The sequence below is a fragment of the Gemmatimonadota bacterium genome (assembly GCA_026702745.1).
Taxonomy (GTDB): Bacteria; JAAXHH01; JAAXHH01; order JAAXHH01; family JAAXHH01; genus JAAXHH01.
Genome location: JAPPBT010000068.1, coordinates 1 through 17,626, shown reverse-complemented (window position 1 = coordinate 17,626; position 17,626 = coordinate 1). Strand labels below are relative to the sequence as shown.

Below are 17,626 nucleotides of genomic sequence, written 5' to 3'. Positions count from 1 at the left end.
CGCTACATGCTCCCTTCGGATTGAACCGCCTGCCGGATCACGGCAATGGCGGCGAGATCGCCCACTTCGTCTCCCAGTCCTGCGGGTAAAACCTGCACCGTGTCATAAACACGCGGCCATGTTTCGCGCCGGAGGTACGCGCGGATGGGTTCCAGTAACAGGTCCTGCGACTTGACCAGGATGGTGCCGATGACGATGACCTCCGGGTTCAGGATATTCACGATGTTCCCCAGTCCGACAGCCATGTAACGCGCCGTCTCGTCCACGATTTCCCGGGCGGCGGGATCATCCTGCCTGGCCGCGTCCATGACCGTCTCCGCCGTGATGCGTGCCGGGTCGCCGCCGGCCAGGTCGACCATGCGCGAGCCGGGTTCCGCCTGTGCCTTCTCCCGGGCCCGCCTGGCGATCGATGGCCCCGAACACAGGGCTTCCAGGCAGCCGCGCTTACCGCAACCGCAGGGCGGACCGTTTTCGACGATGGTCATGTGCCCCACTTCGCCGGCCGTGTCGTTGGGACCGCGGTAAAGCCGGCCATCGAGTATGATCCCGCCGCCGATACCGGTGCTCATGGTCATGTACACCATGTGCCGGCATCCCCGGCCGGCCCCGAAGGACCACTCCGCCAGGGCACTGGCGTTGGCATCGTTCTCGACGAAAACCGGCAGCGAAAGCGCGCTTTCCAACCACGCCTTCAGCGGGACCTCGTCCCAGCCCGGCAGATTGGGCGGCGCGTAGACCACCCCGGTTTCCGTATCCAGGGGACCGCCGCAGCTGACGCCGACACCGGCCAGGTCCTCCGGGGCGAGCCCGGCGCGCGCCATGGCTTCGCGGGACATGTCCACCAGTGACGCCACCACGGCCCGCGGGCCCCTTTCGGCTTCGGTCGGCCGCCGGATCTTGTGCAGGATCTTCCCGTTCCGGTCGGCGACGGTCACGGCGAGCTTGGTGCCGCCGATGTCATGACCCAGGAGGTACGGGGCGTTCCGATCTGGCTGGGACATAATCGCGGGTCGAAGCGTTAATCCTGGCTGGGCATAATCGCGGGTCGGCGCATGAATCCCGGGGCTTCGCAGGCGCTTTCCGGCTATCCGAAAATCATGCAGTTATTATAGTCCGCGGATGGGTAGTGTCAACTGCTTTCAGCCGGGTCGCGATGCCGCTTCGTGCCGCCAAAAACTGATTGACAGCGACCGTCCGGCCCGGGCATTTTTCAGGAGTCGGACGGTCGCATCCCGTCATGAGCGGCCCTGAGTATTGAGGCGCGCGGTTCCTATAGGCCGTCCCATGGCCGGCCGGAAGAAGAGGAGGAGGACGGCATATGTTGGATACCAAAATTCTGTGGATGTGGCTGCACGTACTGGGCGTCGTACTGTGGGCGGGCGGTTTCTTCTACGTCCTGGTCGCACTCACCCCGGTGCTCCGGTCGGGCAGGGCGTCGGAGGAACGCGTGGAGATCATGCGCCGGACCGGCGCCATATTCCGCCGGGTATCCTGGACGGCGATCGTCATCCTGGTCGTGAGCGGTTCGTTCAGCCTGTACAACCGGATCATGGACGGGGTGGCCGCCCGGGCGATGTCGTCCCAGCCCGAGCTGTACCCGCTGCTTCCGCCGGGGTACGAAGCCCTGATGACCGTCAAGCTCCTGATCGTGATCGCGTTGATCGTGCACCATGCGGTCCGGCTCCTGGAACCCCGGGTCCTCGAAGACGGCAGCATCGGGTTCAAGTCCAGGGCTTCGGGCATCGTGGGCGCCGTGCTCTTCGCGGCGGCGGTGCTGCTGGGCCTGATCCTGCTGACCATGAACGTCTCTGTCTGATTCGGCTTCATGAAGGACTTCATCGCCCTTACCAAGCCCGGCCTGGTCATCATGCTGGTGCTGACCACCTGCGTCGGGTTCTACCTGGGGTCCGACGGACCGGTGGACTGGATGCGCCTGCTGCACACGCTGGCCGGGACCGCCCTGGCGGCAGGGGGCACGCTCGCCCTGAACCAGTTCATGGAGCGAGACCGGGACGCCATGATGCACCGGACCCGGAAGCGTCCGCTCCCCGCCGGAAAGCTGCGGCCCGCGCAGGCCCTCGGGTTCGGCGCGGCCATCACGGCGGCGGGCCTTTTGTACCTGGCGCTGTTGATTAACGTCCTGAGCTGCGTGGTCACCGCGCTGATCACCGCCACTTACCTGTTTCTCTACACGCCGCTCAAGCACCGGACCACGCTTTCGACCGTGTTCGGCGCCGTCCCGGGCGCGTTGCCCCCGGTGACCGGCTGGGCGGCCGCCCGAAACGAACTGGGGCTGGAGGCCGGCGTCCTGTTCGCCATCCTCTTTCTCTGGCAGATGCCCCACGCCCTCGCGCTGGCCTGGCTCTTCCGCGAAGACTACGCCCGCGCCGGGTTTCAGCTGCTGCCCGCCGTCGATCCGGACGGCCGGTTCACGAGCGTGCAGATCCTGATCAACTGCCTCGCCCTGACCGCCTTCAGCCTGGTCCCGACCATACTGGGCATATCGGGGGTCGTCTATTTCTACGCGGCGCTCGCGGCCGGACTGGGACTGCTCGCTTTCGCCATCCACCTGACCGCGACCCGGACCCTGGCGTCGGCGAGGAACCTGTTTATCGCGTCGCTGGTGTTCCTGCTGGTCCAGTTCTCCGTGATGGCCTACGACAAGGTGTAAAGCATGCTGGAGATCACAGACCTGCCCCTGGTGAACGCCTGCCTGAATACAACCAGTGCGGCTTTTCTGGTCGCGGGCTACATCAACATCCGGAAACGTAACATCGCCGCGCACAGGACGTGCATGCTGGGTGCGGTCGCCGCGTCCGTACTGTTTCTCACCACCTATCTGATTTACCATTTCAACCACGGAAGCACGCCCTTCACCGGCGAGGGATGGACCCGTTACGTCTATTTCACCATCCTCATCAGCCACACGATCCTGGCCACGGCCATCGTGCCCATGGTCGTGCTGACGCTGCGCCACGCGCTGAAGGGGCGTTTCGAACGCCATGCGCCGCTGGCCCGTTGGACCCTGCCGATCTGGCTGTACGTGTCCGTTACCGGTGTGCTGGTGTACCTGATGCTGTACCAATGGCAAGGTTAGGTGAAATGGCAAGGACAGGTTCCTGATATGGCCGCTGTTCCGGTACGCAAGTTGACGCTGGCCGCGCTCTCGATCGCGCTTGTGACGCTGGCGACCTTTGTCATACGCATCCCCAATCCGGCCACGCAGGGATACATCAATCTCGGCGATGGGCTGCTGTTCACCCTCGCCCTCGTCTTCGGATGGCGCATCGGCGGTCTCGCGGGCGGGGTCGGTTCCGCCCTGGCCGACGCGCTGGGCGGCTACTTCATCTGGGCGCCCTGGACGCTCGTCATCAAGGGGATCGAGGGGATCCTGGTCGGATCGATCGCGTTCTGGGGCACCGGGGGCGGTCACCATCCCGGCCGGTTCGCGGCCTTCGCAGCCGTGCTGATTGGCGGCGCCTGGATGGTTACCGGTTACTACCTGGCCGGGTCGGTCCTGTTCGGCGGCATCGCCGCGCTGACGGAGATACCGGGCAACCTGGTGCAGGGCGGCGTGGCGGTCGTGGTGGCCCTGCCCCTGTCCGTCCTGTTGAGAAACGCCTTGAAACGGAGTGATTATGGACCTCTCGCACCTCGATGAAAAAGGACGCGTCCGCATGGTGGACGTGACGGAGAAACCGGTTACGGAAAGGCGCGCGGTGGCCTACGGGGAAGTCCGATCCGCGACGGAGACGATCCGGAAGATCTCCGCCGACGAGATGGGCAAAGGGGACGTGCTGACCACGGCGAAGATCGCGGGCATCTCGGCGGCCAAGAAGACGGGCGACCTCATCCCCATGTGTCACCCCATTCCATTGACCCACGTGGAGATCGACATCACCCTGAACGAGGACGCGGGCAGGATCGGCCTCCTGGCCACGGCCGTCGCGTCCGGCAAGACCGGCGTCGAAATGGAGGCCCTGACGGCCGTCTCCGTGGCTGCCCTGACCCTCTACGACATGTGCAAGGCCGTGGACCGGACCATGGAGATCGCATCCATCCTGCTCGTGGAGAAGGAGGGCGGGAGGTCCGGGGCGTTCAGGCGGCCCGGGTGGGAACGTCCGGGGTAGTCCGGACTACCCTGAGACGCTCCAACACCATCTGAACGATTGACATCGCATCGGTAGTTCCTGCAAGTTCTGGTACTTCATCCCAGTTTCATTCCATTGCAACCTTATCCGCTTTCGTAGGACTTAGATTCCGGTAGCCAGTACCGATCCGGTTGCCGTGTTTACGTATGTATATATATTGTGTATACATATGTATTCGATTCTACGAAATATCGCCCGTGCTTCCGCTTGTGTCAGTGCATCGCGCGTAACTTGCAAGACCCGGATGACGTGGGTTACCTGCATGCTGTTGGTGCTGTGCCAGGTATCGTTTGCCGTTGTCGCAGAAGCCCACGGAGGGCGTAAAGACAAACATGGCGGCCATAACAACCGCAGCCAGGGCAATTACCATTTTCATGAAGGACCACTCGCCGGCAGGACCTTCGACTCCAAGGCCGAAGCGCTCGAAGCGCTGGCCGGTCTGACGGAAGGAGACCACGCCGCTCACCGGACAGCACCAACAGCGCCAACGGCACCAGGGAAGATACATCCCGAGCTGGGTGTTGTCGTCGCGCCCGATGTACGACATACAGCGTACGAACGAAGCGATTATTCCTATCCGGTGTCCATCGAACAGCAGATCGTAGTACGGCAAGGTGGTGTTTTCTCACCCTATTCGATGCGTTGTTTCAGCGATGTGGGGGCAACAGATATCGAGCACATCGTGGCCAACTCAGAAGCCCACGACAGTGGAATGGGGTTGAGGACGCGAGCGGAACGACAGCAGTACGCATCGGACCTGGACAACCTGACACTGGCGGCGCCTCGACTGAATCGTTACGAGAAAAGGGACAAGGATCCCGCAAACTGGTTGCCGGAGAACAACCGATGCTGGTACGTGGGGAAATACCTGGAAATAAAGCGGAAATACGGCTTGTCCATGGATCAGGCCGAAGCCGACGCCGTGCTCGCCGTATACCGGTCCTGTACTTCTTTTGAAGTCAAGCGTCCAACCTGTTCACGTGAGTAATCCGACGAAATCTCAGGTAGCCCATCTGATCATCAGGACGAAGGCTACACCACTACATCATGCCATTTGGCGTGGTGATCCGCCATACCGGTTGACGGGACAAACGAATTCGATTCCGGTACATTCCACCCGCGATCGGCTCTCCCGATCGCCTCCCCCGAATCTCTCCGACCTACACATCCACGTTTTGTTGACTGAAACTTGACCTGCCGGTCTTTTTTCTTGACGGCAAGCAATCTGACCATATATTGTAGTGCGTTTATTGGAATAATTATGCACATAATCACATATTTATTTAATCAAATATGAACGCCAAGCACCAGCGCCAGGGCACCATACGATCACTCATCGAGCGGGGGCACTTCCATACGCACAAGGAGGTGATCGCGGCCCTGCACACGGAAGGGATCGACGTCAACCAGGGCACGCTGTCCAAGGATTTCAAGGAACTGCACGTCATCAAGACGCGTCTCGCGGACGGGCAGTACAAGTATGTGCTGCCGCGTTACTACTCGGTGGAGACCCAGGACGAACTGGTCGAACGGGAAATCCGGGATTTCGTCGTCAGTGCGGACGACGCGATGAACCAGGTCGTCCTGCAGACCTCCGCCGGCCATGCGTCGGGAGTGTGCGAGGCGATCGACCAGGCGGAATGGCCGGAGATCGTGGGCAGTGTCGCGGGCGAGAACACGATTCTGCTGATTACCAAGTCGACCGCGCAGGCCGCAAAAACGATGCGGCGCGTCAAGGCCATTATGAAGCAGAAGCGGTGAAGCAGAAGAGGGAAGGCACATGATCAGACTGGGGATCATCGGCGCGACGGGATACACGGGCATGGAACTGTACCGGTTGGCGTCACGACATTCCGGCATCGAGATCGCCTTCGCCACTTCGGAACAGTACACCGGCCATAAACTCGGCGAGGTCTTTCCCCGGGTCGATCCGGACCGGGACATTACGCTGAGGTCCCTGGACGACATTGGGGACGAACCCGCTGACGTGGTCTGTTTCTGCACGCCGGATGGGGTGGCCATGGACCGGGTCGGCGCCTTCCTGGACCGGGGCGTGCGCGTCGTGGACGTCAGTTCCGATTTCCGTTTCGACGATCCGGAGGTATACACGTCCTGGTACAACCGCCCGCACACCGCCCCATCGCTCCTCGATGACGCGGTGTACGGTATTCCCGAATTGAACCGGGACCGCATACGAACGGCCGATCTCGTGGGCAACCCCGGCTGCTATCCCACCGGCGTTATCCTCGGCCTGGCCCCGCTGCTCGAAGAAGGCGTGATCGACGCCGGGCAGATCATCGTGGACGCCAAGTCAGGCGTCAGCGGCGCCGGCCGGGGCCTGAAGCTGCGCAATCTCTACGTGGAGGTGAACGACAGCATCACGCCGTACAACATCGGTCACTCGCATCGCCACGTGGGGGAAATCGAGCAGGAACTGTCCAGGTTCTCCGATGCGCGGCCCTACGTGGTTTTTTCGCCTCACCTGACGCCCATGAGCCGGGGCATCCTGGCGACGACCTACGTACGTGTGAAGAACGGCGCGACCCAAGGTGACCTGGCGGCCCTGTACGAGCAGCGCTACGAAGGAGAGCCCTTCATCCGGCTGTCGCAGTCCGGCTATCCCGAGACGCGGTTCGTGACCTGGACGAACTACTGTGACCTGCGCGTCGACCGGGTGGACGGTTCGGACCTGGCCATCGTCACGTCCGCCATCGACAACCTGGTCAAGGGCGCCGCCGGCCAGGCGCTGCAGAACGTGAACGTCATGAGCGGCCTGGACGAAACGACGGGGCTGATCTAGCATGGCACAAAACATCGTGGTAAAACTGGGCGGCGCGACGATCGAGCAGGACGGCGTGATCGAGGAGCTGGCCGCCGACCTTCGGGACCTGCCGGACGTTTTCCCGATCATCGTCCACGGCGGCGGTGCGGAGATCGGCCGGTACCTTGAACTTCTCGGTAAGGAGTTCACCTTCGTGAACGGTCTTCGCGTCACGGACGGCGACATGGTCGAGATCGTGGAGATGGTCCTGTCGGGCAAGGTCAACAAGGAACTGGTCTCGCGCTTTCAGCACAGCGGAGTGAACGCCCTCGGCGTAAGCGGGAAGGACATGGGCCTGCTGCGGGCGGAGAAGTACCGGGAGGACGGCGTGGACATCGGCTTCGTGGGAGAGATCGTCGAGGTGAATACCACCCTCTTCGATCTCTGCGCGTCGAACCACGTCACGCCTGTGGTCTCCCCCATTTCGGGGGGCGTCAACGGGGAGACCTACAACGTCAACGCGGACCACGCCGCGCTGGACATCGCCCGGGCCGTGGCCTGCGACGACATCGTGTTCATATCGGACGTGGCCGGCATCCATCGGTCCGACGGTCGGCCCGTCCGCAAGTTGACCCCCGAACTGGCCGACGCGCTGATCGAAGCGGGTGAGATCACGGGCGGGATGATTCCCAAGGTCCGCTCCGCCCTCGAGTGCCTGTCCTACGGCGTCCGCCGCGCCCGCATCATCGCGTGGCAGGGGGCCGGAACGCTGCGGAAGGAACTGGCGTCGGAAGAAAGTGTTTTCGGAACGGTAGTGACCACGGGATAGCGCCGTATTGCTATCGGTCGAGGCGAAGCAGTCGGCAGTAACCACCGAATGAAAGGATCAAGCATGACTACCGAAGAGATCATCGCCCTGGAGGAACAGTACATCGCGCCGACCTACGTGCGTCCGCCCGTCGTGTTCGACCGGGGCAGCGGCGCCTACGTCTACGACCTCGAGGGCAGGCGGTATCTCGATTTCCTCGGCGGCATCGCGGTGAATTCCCTGGGCCACGGGGTACCGGAGATCATCGGCGCCGTGGCGCAGCAGACCGCGAAGCTGATGCACATCTCCAACTTGTACCACACGGAACCCCACGTGAAGCTCGCGAAGCTGCTGGTGGAAAACGCCTTCCCGGCCAGGGTCTTCTTCTGCAACAGCGGATCGGAGTCCATCGAGGCGGCCCTCAAGTTCACGCGCCGGTGGGCGTCCGAAGCGGGCGGCGAGGCCAAGCACGAGATCGTGACCTTCGAGAACGCCTTTCACGGCCGCACGTACGGCGCCGTCAGCGCCACGGCCCAGCCCAAGTACCACGAGGGCTTCAAGCCCATGCTCCCGGGCATGGTCTACCTGCCCCTGAACGAGATCGAGCCTCTCGAAGAGGCCATATCGGCGGAGCGTACCGCGGCCGTGATGGTCGAGCCGGTCCAGGGCGAGGGCGGCGTGAACCCGGCGCACGTGGAGTTCCTGCGCCATCTGCGCAAGCTGTGCGACGAACGCAAAGTCGCCCTGATCTTCGACGAGATCCAGTGCGGCCTGTGCCGCACGGGCAAGCTCTTCGCCTACCAGCACCACGGCATCGAGCCGGACGTCATGACCCTGGCCAAGCCGCTGGCCGGCGGCCTGCCCATCGGCGCCGTCATGATGAAGTCCCACATCGCCGAGGTCCTCAAGCCGGGCATGCACGGTTCCACCTTCGGGGCGAACCCGGTGGCCTGTCACGTGGCCCACGCCGTCGTCAGCAAGATGATCGACGAGGGGCTGGCGGACCGGGCCCTGGAAATGGGCGGCAAACTGACCGCCGGTCTGAATGCCCTCGCCGGAACCCATACGGATATCAAGGAAGTCCGGGGTGCGGGCCTGTTGATCGGCGTGGAATTCGAAGACAAGGTGGGTGACGTAGTAAGCGCGTGCCGGGACGAGGGCCTGATCGTGGGAACGGCCGGGGACAACGTGCTCCGCTGCGCGCCGCCCCTGGTGATCGAGCAGCGGCACGTGGACGAGGCGCTCAAGATCATCGGCGGGGTGCTGGACGCGCGGTGAGCAGATAGGGAGCATCATGACCGACAGCCGAGACGAATCACTCAAACAGTTGATGGATGATTTCCACGCGTCCATCGACGCGGACCGCCGCCTGTTTCGCGTGGACATCCGGGGCAGCATCGCCTATGCCCGAGGGCTGGTCCGCATCGGTGTGCTCACCGCCGATGAAGGCCGGGTTATCGAAGAGGCGCTGGGCGAGATCGAAGGCGAGATCGAAAGCGGCGCCTATGCGCTGACCCGGGACCTGGAAGACATCCACATGGCCGTGGAGAAACGCCTGATCGAGAAAGTGGGCTCCGTGGGCGGAAAACTCCACACGGGCCGCAGCCGCAACGACCAGAACGCTACGGACGAGCGGATGTATCTCCGCGAGGTGGTAGACGACGTCTCCGGGCGGATCCGGGATTGCCAGGCGGCGCTGCTGGGGCTGGCCGAACGCACGGTGGACACCGTCTTCCCCGGGTATACCCACCTGCAGCAGGCCCAGCCGATCCGGTTCGCCCACTACGCCCTTTCGCTCCTGTTCGGGCTCCAGCGGGACCGGGAGCGACTGGCGGACTGCCGGAAACGGATCAACGTCATGCCCCTCGGCGCCGGGGCGATGGCGGGCAGCGCCTTCCCGATCGACCGCGCGTTCCTGGCCGAAGAACTGGGTTTCGACGGCATCTCGCCCAACAGCATCGACGCGGTGAGCGACCGCGATTTCAACGTCGAGTTCCTCGCCGCATGCACGACGCTGATGATCCGTATCAGCCGGGCCTGCGAGGACCTGGTCATCTGGTCGTCCACGGAATTCGGGTACGTCAAGCAGCATCCCCGGCTGGCCACGGGCAGCAGCATCATGCCGCAGAAGAAGAACCCGGACGCCGCCGAACTGCTGAGGGGCAAGACCGGCCGCGTCGTGGGCAGCCTGGTCTCCCTCGTCACCATACTCAAGGGACTGCCCCACACATACAACAAGGATATGCAGGATGAAAAGGAACCGCTCTTCGATGCGATCGACACGGTGACCGTCGCGCTGACGGTCTTCACGGCGATCTGGGAGACGCTGGAGGTTAGCGGCGATCGGGTTGAAGAAAGCATGGACGACACCATGCTGGCCACGGACCTGGCGGACTACCTGACCCGGTGCGGCGTGCCGTTCCGGGAAGGACACGGCATCGTGGCCGCGCTCGTGGACGAGGCTTTAAGCCGAGGCTGCAGCCTGCGGGACCTTCCGCTCGAGCTGTACCAGCAGTATTCAGCGCATTTCGACGAAGCTACAATCGGGCAGCTCAGCTTCGACGACAGCGCCGACAAGCGGGCCCTGCCCGGCGGCACCGGTCGAAGAGCGATCGAGCAGCAGTTGGAACAGGCCCGTGAGATCCTTGCGCGCGGTTAAGCAGATGGAAACGGCCCGCGAGCTCAGCGCGCAGGATGCAGAGGAGCAGGACGGTCATGAATAAAACGGACAAAATCAGGTCGCAGGCATCGAACGGAAGCGAAACCGTCATCCGCCCGGCCGTGATCGGGGACGTTCCCGAGATCATGGAGATTCTCCAGCCCTATATCGAGGAGGACATCCTCCTTCCGGTGTCGGTATACCGCTTGTTCGAGCACATCCGGTACTTCGTCGTAGGCGAGCGTGACGGCCAGGTGATCGGCTGCGGTTCCCTCGTGATCGTCTGGCACGACCTGGCCGAGGTCCGGTCCCTGGCCGTCCGGAGGGGATGCCGGGGCGGCGGCATCGGCGGGCGGATCGTCGACGTACTCATCGCGGAGGCGGAGGAACTGGGTGTCGCCCGGGTCTTCGCCCTGACTTACGAGACCAGCTTTTTCGGCCGCCACGGGTTCGAGGTGGTCGACCGCGAGACTCTGCCGCACAAGGTCTGGAAGGACTGTACCACCTGCGCCCGTTTCACCCACTGCGACGAGATCGCGGTAGCCCGGACGCTGATCCCCGAAGACCAGCGGAAACCGGAACCCGCCCTGCCGGACATGCAGCAGGACCCCACGCTGATCATGCCTTCTCCCGCTCCTCGGTAACCCTTCTAACGCGCACTGGTGATTGCCACTCGCTCACCGGTGATTCGCCACTCGCCCCCGTTGACTCCCTTTGACTGGCAAAAAAACGTGCTTAAACGATCCCCCCTATCGAACCCTGTGGAGGAAGCGGCGACACAGCTCGGATGGTGGCTGCGGCTTCCCCCGACCAACCTGATAGATCGCGGCGATCACGTCCGATTCAGGTACGCCCTCTACCTGATCATCCACCAGACCGCTACCGTGCTCTATGGGATGAACGGGCTACCGGAAATTATGTACTATCCGTCGCGGCTCGAAGGTGCGCGCAACCGGTTGAACGGGTTGTCCAGGGCGCCGGAAAATGCGGGCGATGCCCTGTGGACGCTGGCGACCGAACGGGTACCTGAAAAGGCGTGGGCGGCCGCGTCCCGGCTGATGCGGGATTTCCTGGAGTTGCTGTATGAATCCGGTGGCGATCATGGCGCGTTGGATGGGGAAATCGAGGTAGGATCCTTCAAGCCGGATAAGTCCCGGGATCCTGGCGAGTTATACGCCCTGGCCGCCGAGATCGTGGAAAGGATCCGGCTTCTCGAGGGAGTGAGCGCCGTGGCGCTGGGTGGATCCCTGGGAAGAGGTTATGCCGATCGCCAGTCGGACATCGACCTGCTCGTTTTCGGCCCGGTCATTCCCCGAGAGGCCGATCGCCAGCGGTTGATCGCCGAATGGCCGGACATACGGCACGGGCCCCTGATTGAGCCGGCCTGCGACAGCGTGGTGCTCGACGGGGCGATGGTCCACATCCGTTACTGGACCAGGCAGACCGTGGAAGATATGCTGGCGGCGTTTCCCAGCCCGCCCTGGCCGCCCGAGCAACGGATCCTTGCCGAGGAGTTGCAGAACTGCCACTCACTGGTCGATTCGGATGGGCGGCTGAGGGTGTGGAAAGAGGTGCTCGGGCACCTGCCCGATGAACTGGTGAAGTCAGTGATTGCTGAAGCACAGCATCGGCTGCCCCTGTTTCGGGACCAGTGGCGAAAGGCGCAGGACGCCGATGACCGGATCCATCTCTACTGCCTGGCCAACCAGGCTGTGAACGATTTTCTGATCGCGCTGTACATGCGGAACGGGCGGTTTCTGAGTATGCCGCGATGGATCCACAAGGATATCAAAGTGTTTGATAACTTGCCAGCGGACTCGGGGACGGATCTCTCTCGGCTCGTAGATGGGATTTTAGACGGGGAAGAGATGGTGGCCAGATGGACGGTACTGGAGGCTTTGTGGGACAAGTCTGAATTCCTGTAAACCACAGTGGAGTGATGTCTCATCCATGATTACCTGCGAGTTATACCTGTAGACTACGACTATTAACTATGACTGTTCTAATTGACATTTTCAACACAATTAATATGTTGTGTAATGATACCTGTTTTCGACAGTTCCGGCAACCTTCCTCCAGGTGTTTACTGGTCAGACTGGGAAGAGGTGTCGACTAGATTTGGGACAAATCCATGGAGACGGTTACTTCTTTCCGGTCTTCGAGAAGCGCTGTCAAATCTTAAACTGGCCGGTTGTCGAACGGTCTATCTAGACGGTAGCTTTGTTTCCAACAAGAACATGCCGAATGACTTCGATGCATGTTGGGATGAAAACGGAGTAGATCCGATTGTTCTCGATCCCATCCTGTTGACTTTCGATTCCGGCAGGGCTACCCAGAAAGCAAGGTACATGGGGGAATTGTTTCCTGCATCTGTTTCAGCGAGTACCGACGGACTGTCATTCTATGAATTCTTCCAGTCAGACAAACACACTGGAAACAAAAAAGGGATAATCGCACTGGATTTGGGAGATCTCAATTGATTAAGAACGAGAGGCAATATCTAATTACCAAAGCACAGGTATCACGATTCGTTCGTACCTTGGAAGGCCTGAGCGATGAGATGGGGGTACATCCGCTTATCTTGAAAGCGCAAAAAGAAGCAGTGCGTAGCCAGCTTTCCGATTTGGAAGCAGACTTACGTGAATATGAATCATTGAAGTCGGGCAAATTCAAGCTGGATCAGCTTAAAACCGTGAAAGAAATACCGACCATACTGATCAAAGCGAGAATTGCCCAAGGTTTGAGCCAGAAAGACCTGGCAGAGCGGCTCGGATTGAAAGAGCAGCAAATTCAACGGTACGAGGCGACTGATTATGCTTCAGCGCGTCTGTCTCGAATAAGAGAAGTTGCTGGAGCGCTGGGTGTAGGTGACTAAAACTACAGATCAACATGTAACATTCCCGCAGTCCGCCACCTGCACCCGCTAAATCCTCAATTCCAACTCATCTTCGGTCTGCCTCAAGCCCTCTAACACCACATCGTCGGAAATCCGGACGACTACGCCGGATCCCGAATCGCCGATGGGCTCGAACGATACGCCGAGATTCCCGTCCCTGCCACCGGCCTGCGTGATTTCGACCACGAGCCGGTTGCGATCGGATGAAAACGTATCGAGCAGGCCTACCGGCACGTCGACGTCATCCACGACGACGGCCAACCCCTCCGCGTCCCACGATTCGATCACCCCACCGAACCGGCTCAACGTCCATACGACCGGTTCGTTCTCCTTCGAATTGAGTGAGACGATCCGTTCGTCTTCCATCACGACGCCGATCCGCCCGCCGGCAACAAGCAGATGGGTGAGATCTTCCTTCGGTCCGCCGCATCCCATGGCGATCAGCAGTGCGGACAGAACGAAGTAACGCGTGCTTTTGTGGTACATGGTCGTCTCCCGGAAATAGCGCGCCGGAAGTATCGCGCCGGTTGTATTGCGGCACCTGGATTCGCGCCGGCTGTCTCGCGCCGCCTGAATTGCGCCGCCAAAAACCACACCGCAAGGATTCGCACGGATCCCGCCTGGATCCCGCCTGGATCACGCCTTCTCGATAAACCGTTCCACGTCCAAGAGGGCCCCTTCCCGGCGTGCCGAATACCATCCGGCCAGGATCGGCGCGAGCGACCGGAGGCCGTCGTGATAGTCGCTTTGAAGGAGTCCGGGGTCGTTTGACCGGATCGCCTCGACGAAGGCCTGGTCCTGGGCCAGCCAGGGGTCGAAGGGGTCGGCCTCGTAGACGACCTCGTCGTTCACTTCGATCCGTTCGTAACCGAATACCGCCAGCCTCCCGCCGTCGAAGTAGATTTTGAAGTAGGGTTCCTCGCCGGGACCGGTCGGATCGCACTCGATGAAGGTCAGCGTCGCCGTGGCGCCGTCCGACAATTGGTAATGAAAAGACGAAGAGAGCGGCGTATGGTATTCCTCCGGATGGTACAGGAAGGCCTGGGACTTGATTACGTTCTGCCCGGTCATGAACCGGGTGTAGTCCGTGGCGTGCACGCCCCAGTCGAAGAAGCGGACGCCGCCTTTCTCCACCTGCTGCGACCATGCGGTGCGGGCGGAGGCGGGCGGCTTCGGTCTATGCGCGATCTGCTGGAAGCGGACGTGCACGACACGCTTGTCCCGGAGCAGCCGCCGGGCTTCCCGGAATATGGGCCGGTACCGTTCGCGGAAGCCTACCGTGCTGATGACGCCGCCCTTACGCACCGCCGCGTCGATCCGCTTCGCCAGGGACATGTCCATGGCCTGGGGCTTCTCGCTGAAGAGCTGGATGCCGCGTTCGGCCGCCGTGATTTCCACGTCGGTGCGGGCGAAGGCCGGCACGATGGACCAGAGGGCGTCGGGTTTTTCGGCCTCCAGCATCGCGTGGGCGTCCGTGTAGGTGCGGTCGACGCCGAACTGCGCAGCCGCTTCGCGAAGCGCGTCTTCATCGATATCGCACAGCGCCGCGATCTCGACGCCGTCGATCCGGCTCAGGTTGGGCAGGTGGGTGGCCTGCGCAAACCGGCCGGTTCCGTAGACGGCTACGCGTACGGGTTTGTCGGGCATGGGATACTCCTGTGTGCTACCGTGTGCTACACACCCGGCATTTCCACGCCGAGTCCGGCCGCGGTTTCCGTGATCGTGGTCCAGGTCTTGTCCGGGATGTAAATGCCCTCAGCGAGCCGCTGTTGCCGCGTGACTTCTTCGATCTCTCCCGGTGCATATACCTTCTCGAATCCCGGCAGGGGTTTCGCCGAACCCACGTAGGCGACGTGGGCTTCGATTTCCGCCCTGTAGTCGGCCGGGTCCATGAAGGCCTCGATGTCCAACGCGGCGATCAGGATCCCGCCGCCGCCCTTGCCGCCTGTGCATCCGGCATTTGAAAGGGGGCCGATGATCATCTCGATCATCATGGCCAACCCGTGCCCCTTGTGGCCGAACTGCAGGCCGCCCAGGGGCAGTACGGCCACCTGGTCCGGCTCGGCGTGGTACCGGCTGCCGTCGTTCACGTAGCGGCCTTGCTGGTCGATCAGCCAGCCGTCCGGCATGGGCTCGCCGCGCTCTATTTTCTGCTCGACCTTGCCGCCGGCGACCACGCTGAGCGTCATGTCCAGCATGAGGGGCGGTCCTTTCTCCCGGGGCACGGCGAAGGCGATGGGTTCGGGCCGCAAGCGCCGGTCGGCGCTGCCGTAGGGCGCCACGAATTCTCCCCCGCCGTTGAGTCCCACCATGCCGATCATGCCCTGTTCGGCGATCCGCGGGGGGAAGTCGCCCAGCCGGCCGATGTGGGATACGTTCCGCAGGGCAACCAGGCCGATCGTGGCGCTGCGCGCCTTCTCCACCGCCAGGGCCAGGGCCTTCGTCACCGCCACGATGCCGTTGGCGCCGTTCCCGTCGATCTGCGCGAAACCGGGCCGGTCCGCCACCACGATATGGTCTTCCCAGGGCCGGTAACCTGACTGCAGGGACGGGACGTAGCGGGGCATGAACCACACCCCGTGGGAATCGTGCCCGAGCAGGTTGCTGGTCGTCAGGTGATCGGCGAGGATGTGGGCGTCTTCCGCCGGGATGCCGGTCGCCTCGAAGATGGCGCGGCTCAGGCTGTTGAGCTTGTCGAAGGGCACTACGGGCATGGAAAAGCTCCTGTGATTTCTGCTCCGATGATTTACATGTAGTTGCGTCTGATGGGCATTGGGGATCGGGCCGGACCGGCAGACGTGCCAGTCCGAACCTTCGGACCGGCCAGGCGGCCCAGAGGTAAAATATCACATCGCCGGTCATTGACAATCAGATTTGCAATTACCCTTGACACGCCATACCGGCATGGCTAAATTGGCCTGTTGCGTTATATTGGCAATGCCATAATGGCACTAGTTGGCGCATGTGACAGATTGGCAGAAAACCGGATAGCAAGGCGGCATCATCCGGCGTTTCTCAACTAAGTACATAACCCATTTATTAACAATAATTTAAGATGCAATTACCCAGTTATGCGGGCGGCTTTCTCCATCGTGGCACGGAAATTGCACGTAAGAAAGCGGACGAGATCATCATTCATTATCGTGCTGATTTCAAAATCAGCGTTCTTATCACCAGTGAAAGGAGCAGGAAGCAATGAACGTACAACCTTTGGGCGACCGGGTCCTGGTCAAACGCCTCGAGGAAGAAGAGGTACAGCGCGGCGGTATCATCATCCCCGATACGGCCAAGGAAAAGCCGCAGCAGGGCGAGGTCGTGGCGGCCGGTCCGGGGCGCGTCGGCGACAACGGCGACCGCGTGTCGCTGGAAGTCAAAGTCGGCGACAAGATCCTCTTTGGCAAGTACTCCGGCACGGAAGTCAATCTGGATGATTCCGAATACCTCATGATGCGGGAAGAGGACATCCTGGGTATCGTATCGTAGGTCATCGAGTGTCCGAACCGTAACCTGCAAGGTCCGGTTGCGGCTGAATCTGAGCGTATGCAAGGAGGGTTGAACCAGTGGCAAAGCAGTTGAAATTCAGGGATGAAGCGCGGCGCTCCGTGCTGAGCGGTGTGGAGACCCTGGCCAAGGCGGTGAAGGTCACCCTGGGTCCCAAGGGCCGGAACGTGGTGCTCGACAAGAAGTTCGGTTCGCCGACCGTCACGAAGGACGGCGTGTCGGTGGCCAAGGAAATCGAATTGCAGGACCCCTACGAGAACATGGGGGCCCAGATGGTCAAGGAAGTGGCTTCGAAGACCAGCGATATCGCCGGCGACGGGACCACGACGGCCACGGTGCTGGCAGAGGCCATCTACCGCGAGGGGCTGAAGAACGTGACCGCCGGTCACAATCCCATGGCCCTGAAGCGCGGTATCGAGAAGGCCGTGTCCGCGGTGGTGGACGAGATCGAAGGCATCAGCCAGCCGACGGCCGGCAAGACCGAGATCGCCCAGGTCGCAACGATTTCCGCCAATAACGACCCCGAGATCGGCGACCTGATCGCCAATGCCATGGAGAAGGTGGGCAAGGACGGGGTCATCACGGTGGAAGAGGCCAAGAGCATGGACACCATGCTCGACGTGGTCGAGGGCATGCAGTTCGACAAGGGGTACATTTCCCCCTATTTCGTGACGGACTCCGAGCGGATGGAATGCAGCCTGGACGATCCCTACATCCTGATCCACGAGAAGAAGATCAGCGCCATGAAGGATCTCCTGCCCATCCTCGAGAAGGTCGTGCAGCAGGGCAAGTCCATGCTGATCATCGCCGAGGACGTGGAGGGCGAGGCCCTGGCCACGCTGGTGGTCAA

At 61.8% G+C, this 17,626-nt stretch carries 21 protein-coding genes; 17 read left to right on the top strand and 4 right to left on the bottom strand.

What is annotated here, in order from left to right:
* Window positions 1-2 precede the first annotated feature (2 nt).
* Window positions 3-1,001, bottom strand: coding sequence for an ROK family protein (locus tag OXH56_11675; protein ID MCY3555964.1), 999 nt, complete (start codon window positions 999-1,001; stop codon window positions 3-5).
* Window positions 1,002-1,318: 317 nt separating this feature from the next.
* Here OXH56_11675 and OXH56_11670 point away from each other — a divergent pair, with 317 nt between their 5' ends.
* The 15 genes from OXH56_11670 to OXH56_11600 all read left to right on the top strand — a co-directional run bounded on the left by OXH56_11670 (window position 1,319) and on the right by OXH56_11600 (window position 13,254).
* Window positions 1,319-1,816, top strand: a complete 498-nt coding sequence (locus OXH56_11670) for a hypothetical protein (protein ID MCY3555963.1) — start codon at window positions 1,319-1,321, stop codon at window positions 1,814-1,816.
* 9 nt (window positions 1,817-1,825) lie between these two features.
* Window positions 1,826-2,671: a heme o synthase gene (gene cyoE, locus OXH56_11665; protein ID MCY3555962.1), complete on the top strand. Its 846-nt coding sequence runs from the start codon at window positions 1,826-1,828 to the stop codon at window positions 2,669-2,671.
* A 3-nt stretch (window positions 2,672-2,674) separates the two neighbouring features.
* Window positions 2,675-3,097, top strand: a complete 423-nt coding sequence (locus OXH56_11660; protein MCY3555961.1) for a DUF420 domain-containing protein — start codon at window positions 2,675-2,677, stop codon at window positions 3,095-3,097.
* Window positions 3,098-3,124: 27 nt separating this feature from the next.
* The gene (locus OXH56_11655) at window positions 3,125-3,661 is read left to right on the top strand and encodes an ECF transporter S component (protein ID MCY3555960.1); all 537 of its coding nucleotides are present in this window, start codon (window positions 3,125-3,127) and stop codon (window positions 3,659-3,661) included.
* On the top strand, window positions 3,639-4,130 hold the full coding sequence (gene moaC / locus OXH56_11650) for a cyclic pyranopterin monophosphate synthase MoaC (GenBank protein ID MCY3555959.1): 492 nt from the start codon (window positions 3,639-3,641) through the stop codon (window positions 4,128-4,130). Before OXH56_11655 ends, moaC begins: the two co-directional genes overlap by 23 nt.
* A gap of 190 nt (window positions 4,131-4,320) precedes the next feature.
* Window positions 4,321-5,139, top strand: a complete 819-nt coding sequence (locus tag OXH56_11645; GenBank protein ID MCY3555958.1) for a YHYH domain-containing protein — start codon at window positions 4,321-4,323, stop codon at window positions 5,137-5,139.
* A gap of 305 nt (window positions 5,140-5,444) precedes the next feature.
* The gene (locus tag OXH56_11640; protein MCY3555957.1) at window positions 5,445-5,912 is read left to right on the top strand and encodes a hypothetical protein; all 468 of its coding nucleotides are present in this window, start codon (window positions 5,445-5,447) and stop codon (window positions 5,910-5,912) included.
* 19 nt (window positions 5,913-5,931) lie between these two features.
* Window positions 5,932-6,951 (top strand): N-acetyl-gamma-glutamyl-phosphate reductase, encoded by a 1,020-nt coding sequence (gene argC / locus OXH56_11635; protein ID MCY3555956.1) that lies wholly within the window; start codon window positions 5,932-5,934, stop codon window positions 6,949-6,951.
* A gap of 1 nt (window position 6,952) precedes the next feature.
* Complete coding sequence (gene argB, locus OXH56_11630; GenBank protein ID MCY3555955.1) at window positions 6,953-7,741, top strand: acetylglutamate kinase; 789 nt, start codon at window positions 6,953-6,955, stop codon at window positions 7,739-7,741.
* Between the two features lie 63 nt (window positions 7,742-7,804).
* Entirely contained in the window at window positions 7,805-8,998 is a 1,194-nt protein-coding gene (locus tag OXH56_11625; GenBank protein ID MCY3555954.1) for an aspartate aminotransferase family protein, read from the top strand.
* A gap of 16 nt (window positions 8,999-9,014) precedes the next feature.
* Complete coding sequence (argH, locus tag OXH56_11620; protein MCY3555953.1) at window positions 9,015-10,379, top strand: argininosuccinate lyase; 1,365 nt, start codon at window positions 9,015-9,017, stop codon at window positions 10,377-10,379.
* 56 nt (window positions 10,380-10,435) lie between these two features.
* Window positions 10,436-11,023 carry an N-acetyltransferase gene (locus OXH56_11615; protein ID MCY3555952.1) on the top strand — a complete coding sequence of 196 codons (588 nt, stop codon included), beginning with the start codon at window positions 10,436-10,438 and terminating at the stop codon, window positions 11,021-11,023.
* Window positions 11,024-11,110: 87 nt separating this feature from the next.
* Window positions 11,111-12,304, top strand: a complete 1,194-nt coding sequence (locus OXH56_11610) for a nucleotidyltransferase domain-containing protein (protein ID MCY3555951.1) — start codon at window positions 11,111-11,113, stop codon at window positions 12,302-12,304.
* A gap of 114 nt (window positions 12,305-12,418) precedes the next feature.
* A complete protein-coding gene (locus tag OXH56_11605) occupies window positions 12,419-12,859 on the top strand; it encodes a hypothetical protein (GenBank protein MCY3555950.1) in 441 nt (146 codons plus the stop codon).
* Entirely contained in the window at window positions 12,856-13,254 is a 399-nt protein-coding gene (locus OXH56_11600; protein MCY3555949.1) for a helix-turn-helix transcriptional regulator, read from the top strand. Before OXH56_11605 ends, OXH56_11600 begins: the two co-directional genes overlap by 4 nt.
* A gap of 48 nt (window positions 13,255-13,302) precedes the next feature.
* Here OXH56_11600 and OXH56_11595 read toward each other — a convergent pair whose 3' ends face one another.
* From OXH56_11595 to OXH56_11585, 3 genes are all read right to left on the bottom strand, one after another.
* On the bottom strand, window positions 13,303-13,761 hold the full coding sequence (locus tag OXH56_11595) for a hypothetical protein (protein MCY3555948.1): 459 nt from the start codon (window positions 13,759-13,761) through the stop codon (window positions 13,303-13,305).
* Window positions 13,762-13,911: 150 nt separating this feature from the next.
* Complete coding sequence (locus tag OXH56_11590) at window positions 13,912-14,922, bottom strand: Gfo/Idh/MocA family oxidoreductase (GenBank protein ID MCY3555947.1); 1,011 nt, start codon at window positions 14,920-14,922, stop codon at window positions 13,912-13,914.
* A 26-nt stretch (window positions 14,923-14,948) separates the two neighbouring features.
* Window positions 14,949-15,989 carry an Ldh family oxidoreductase gene (locus tag OXH56_11585; protein ID MCY3555946.1) on the bottom strand — a complete coding sequence of 347 codons (1,041 nt, stop codon included), beginning with the start codon at window positions 15,987-15,989 and terminating at the stop codon, window positions 14,949-14,951.
* Between the two features lie 481 nt (window positions 15,990-16,470).
* On the opposite strand from OXH56_11585, the gene groES reads away from it, so the two are divergent.
* A complete protein-coding gene (groES, locus tag OXH56_11580; protein ID MCY3555945.1) occupies window positions 16,471-16,758 on the top strand; it encodes a co-chaperone GroES in 288 nt (95 codons plus the stop codon).
* 77 nt (window positions 16,759-16,835) lie between these two features.
* Window positions 16,836-17,626, top strand: a 791-nt coding sequence (gene groEL, locus OXH56_11575) for a chaperonin GroEL (GenBank protein MCY3555944.1), incomplete at its 3' end; no start/stop codon positions are given.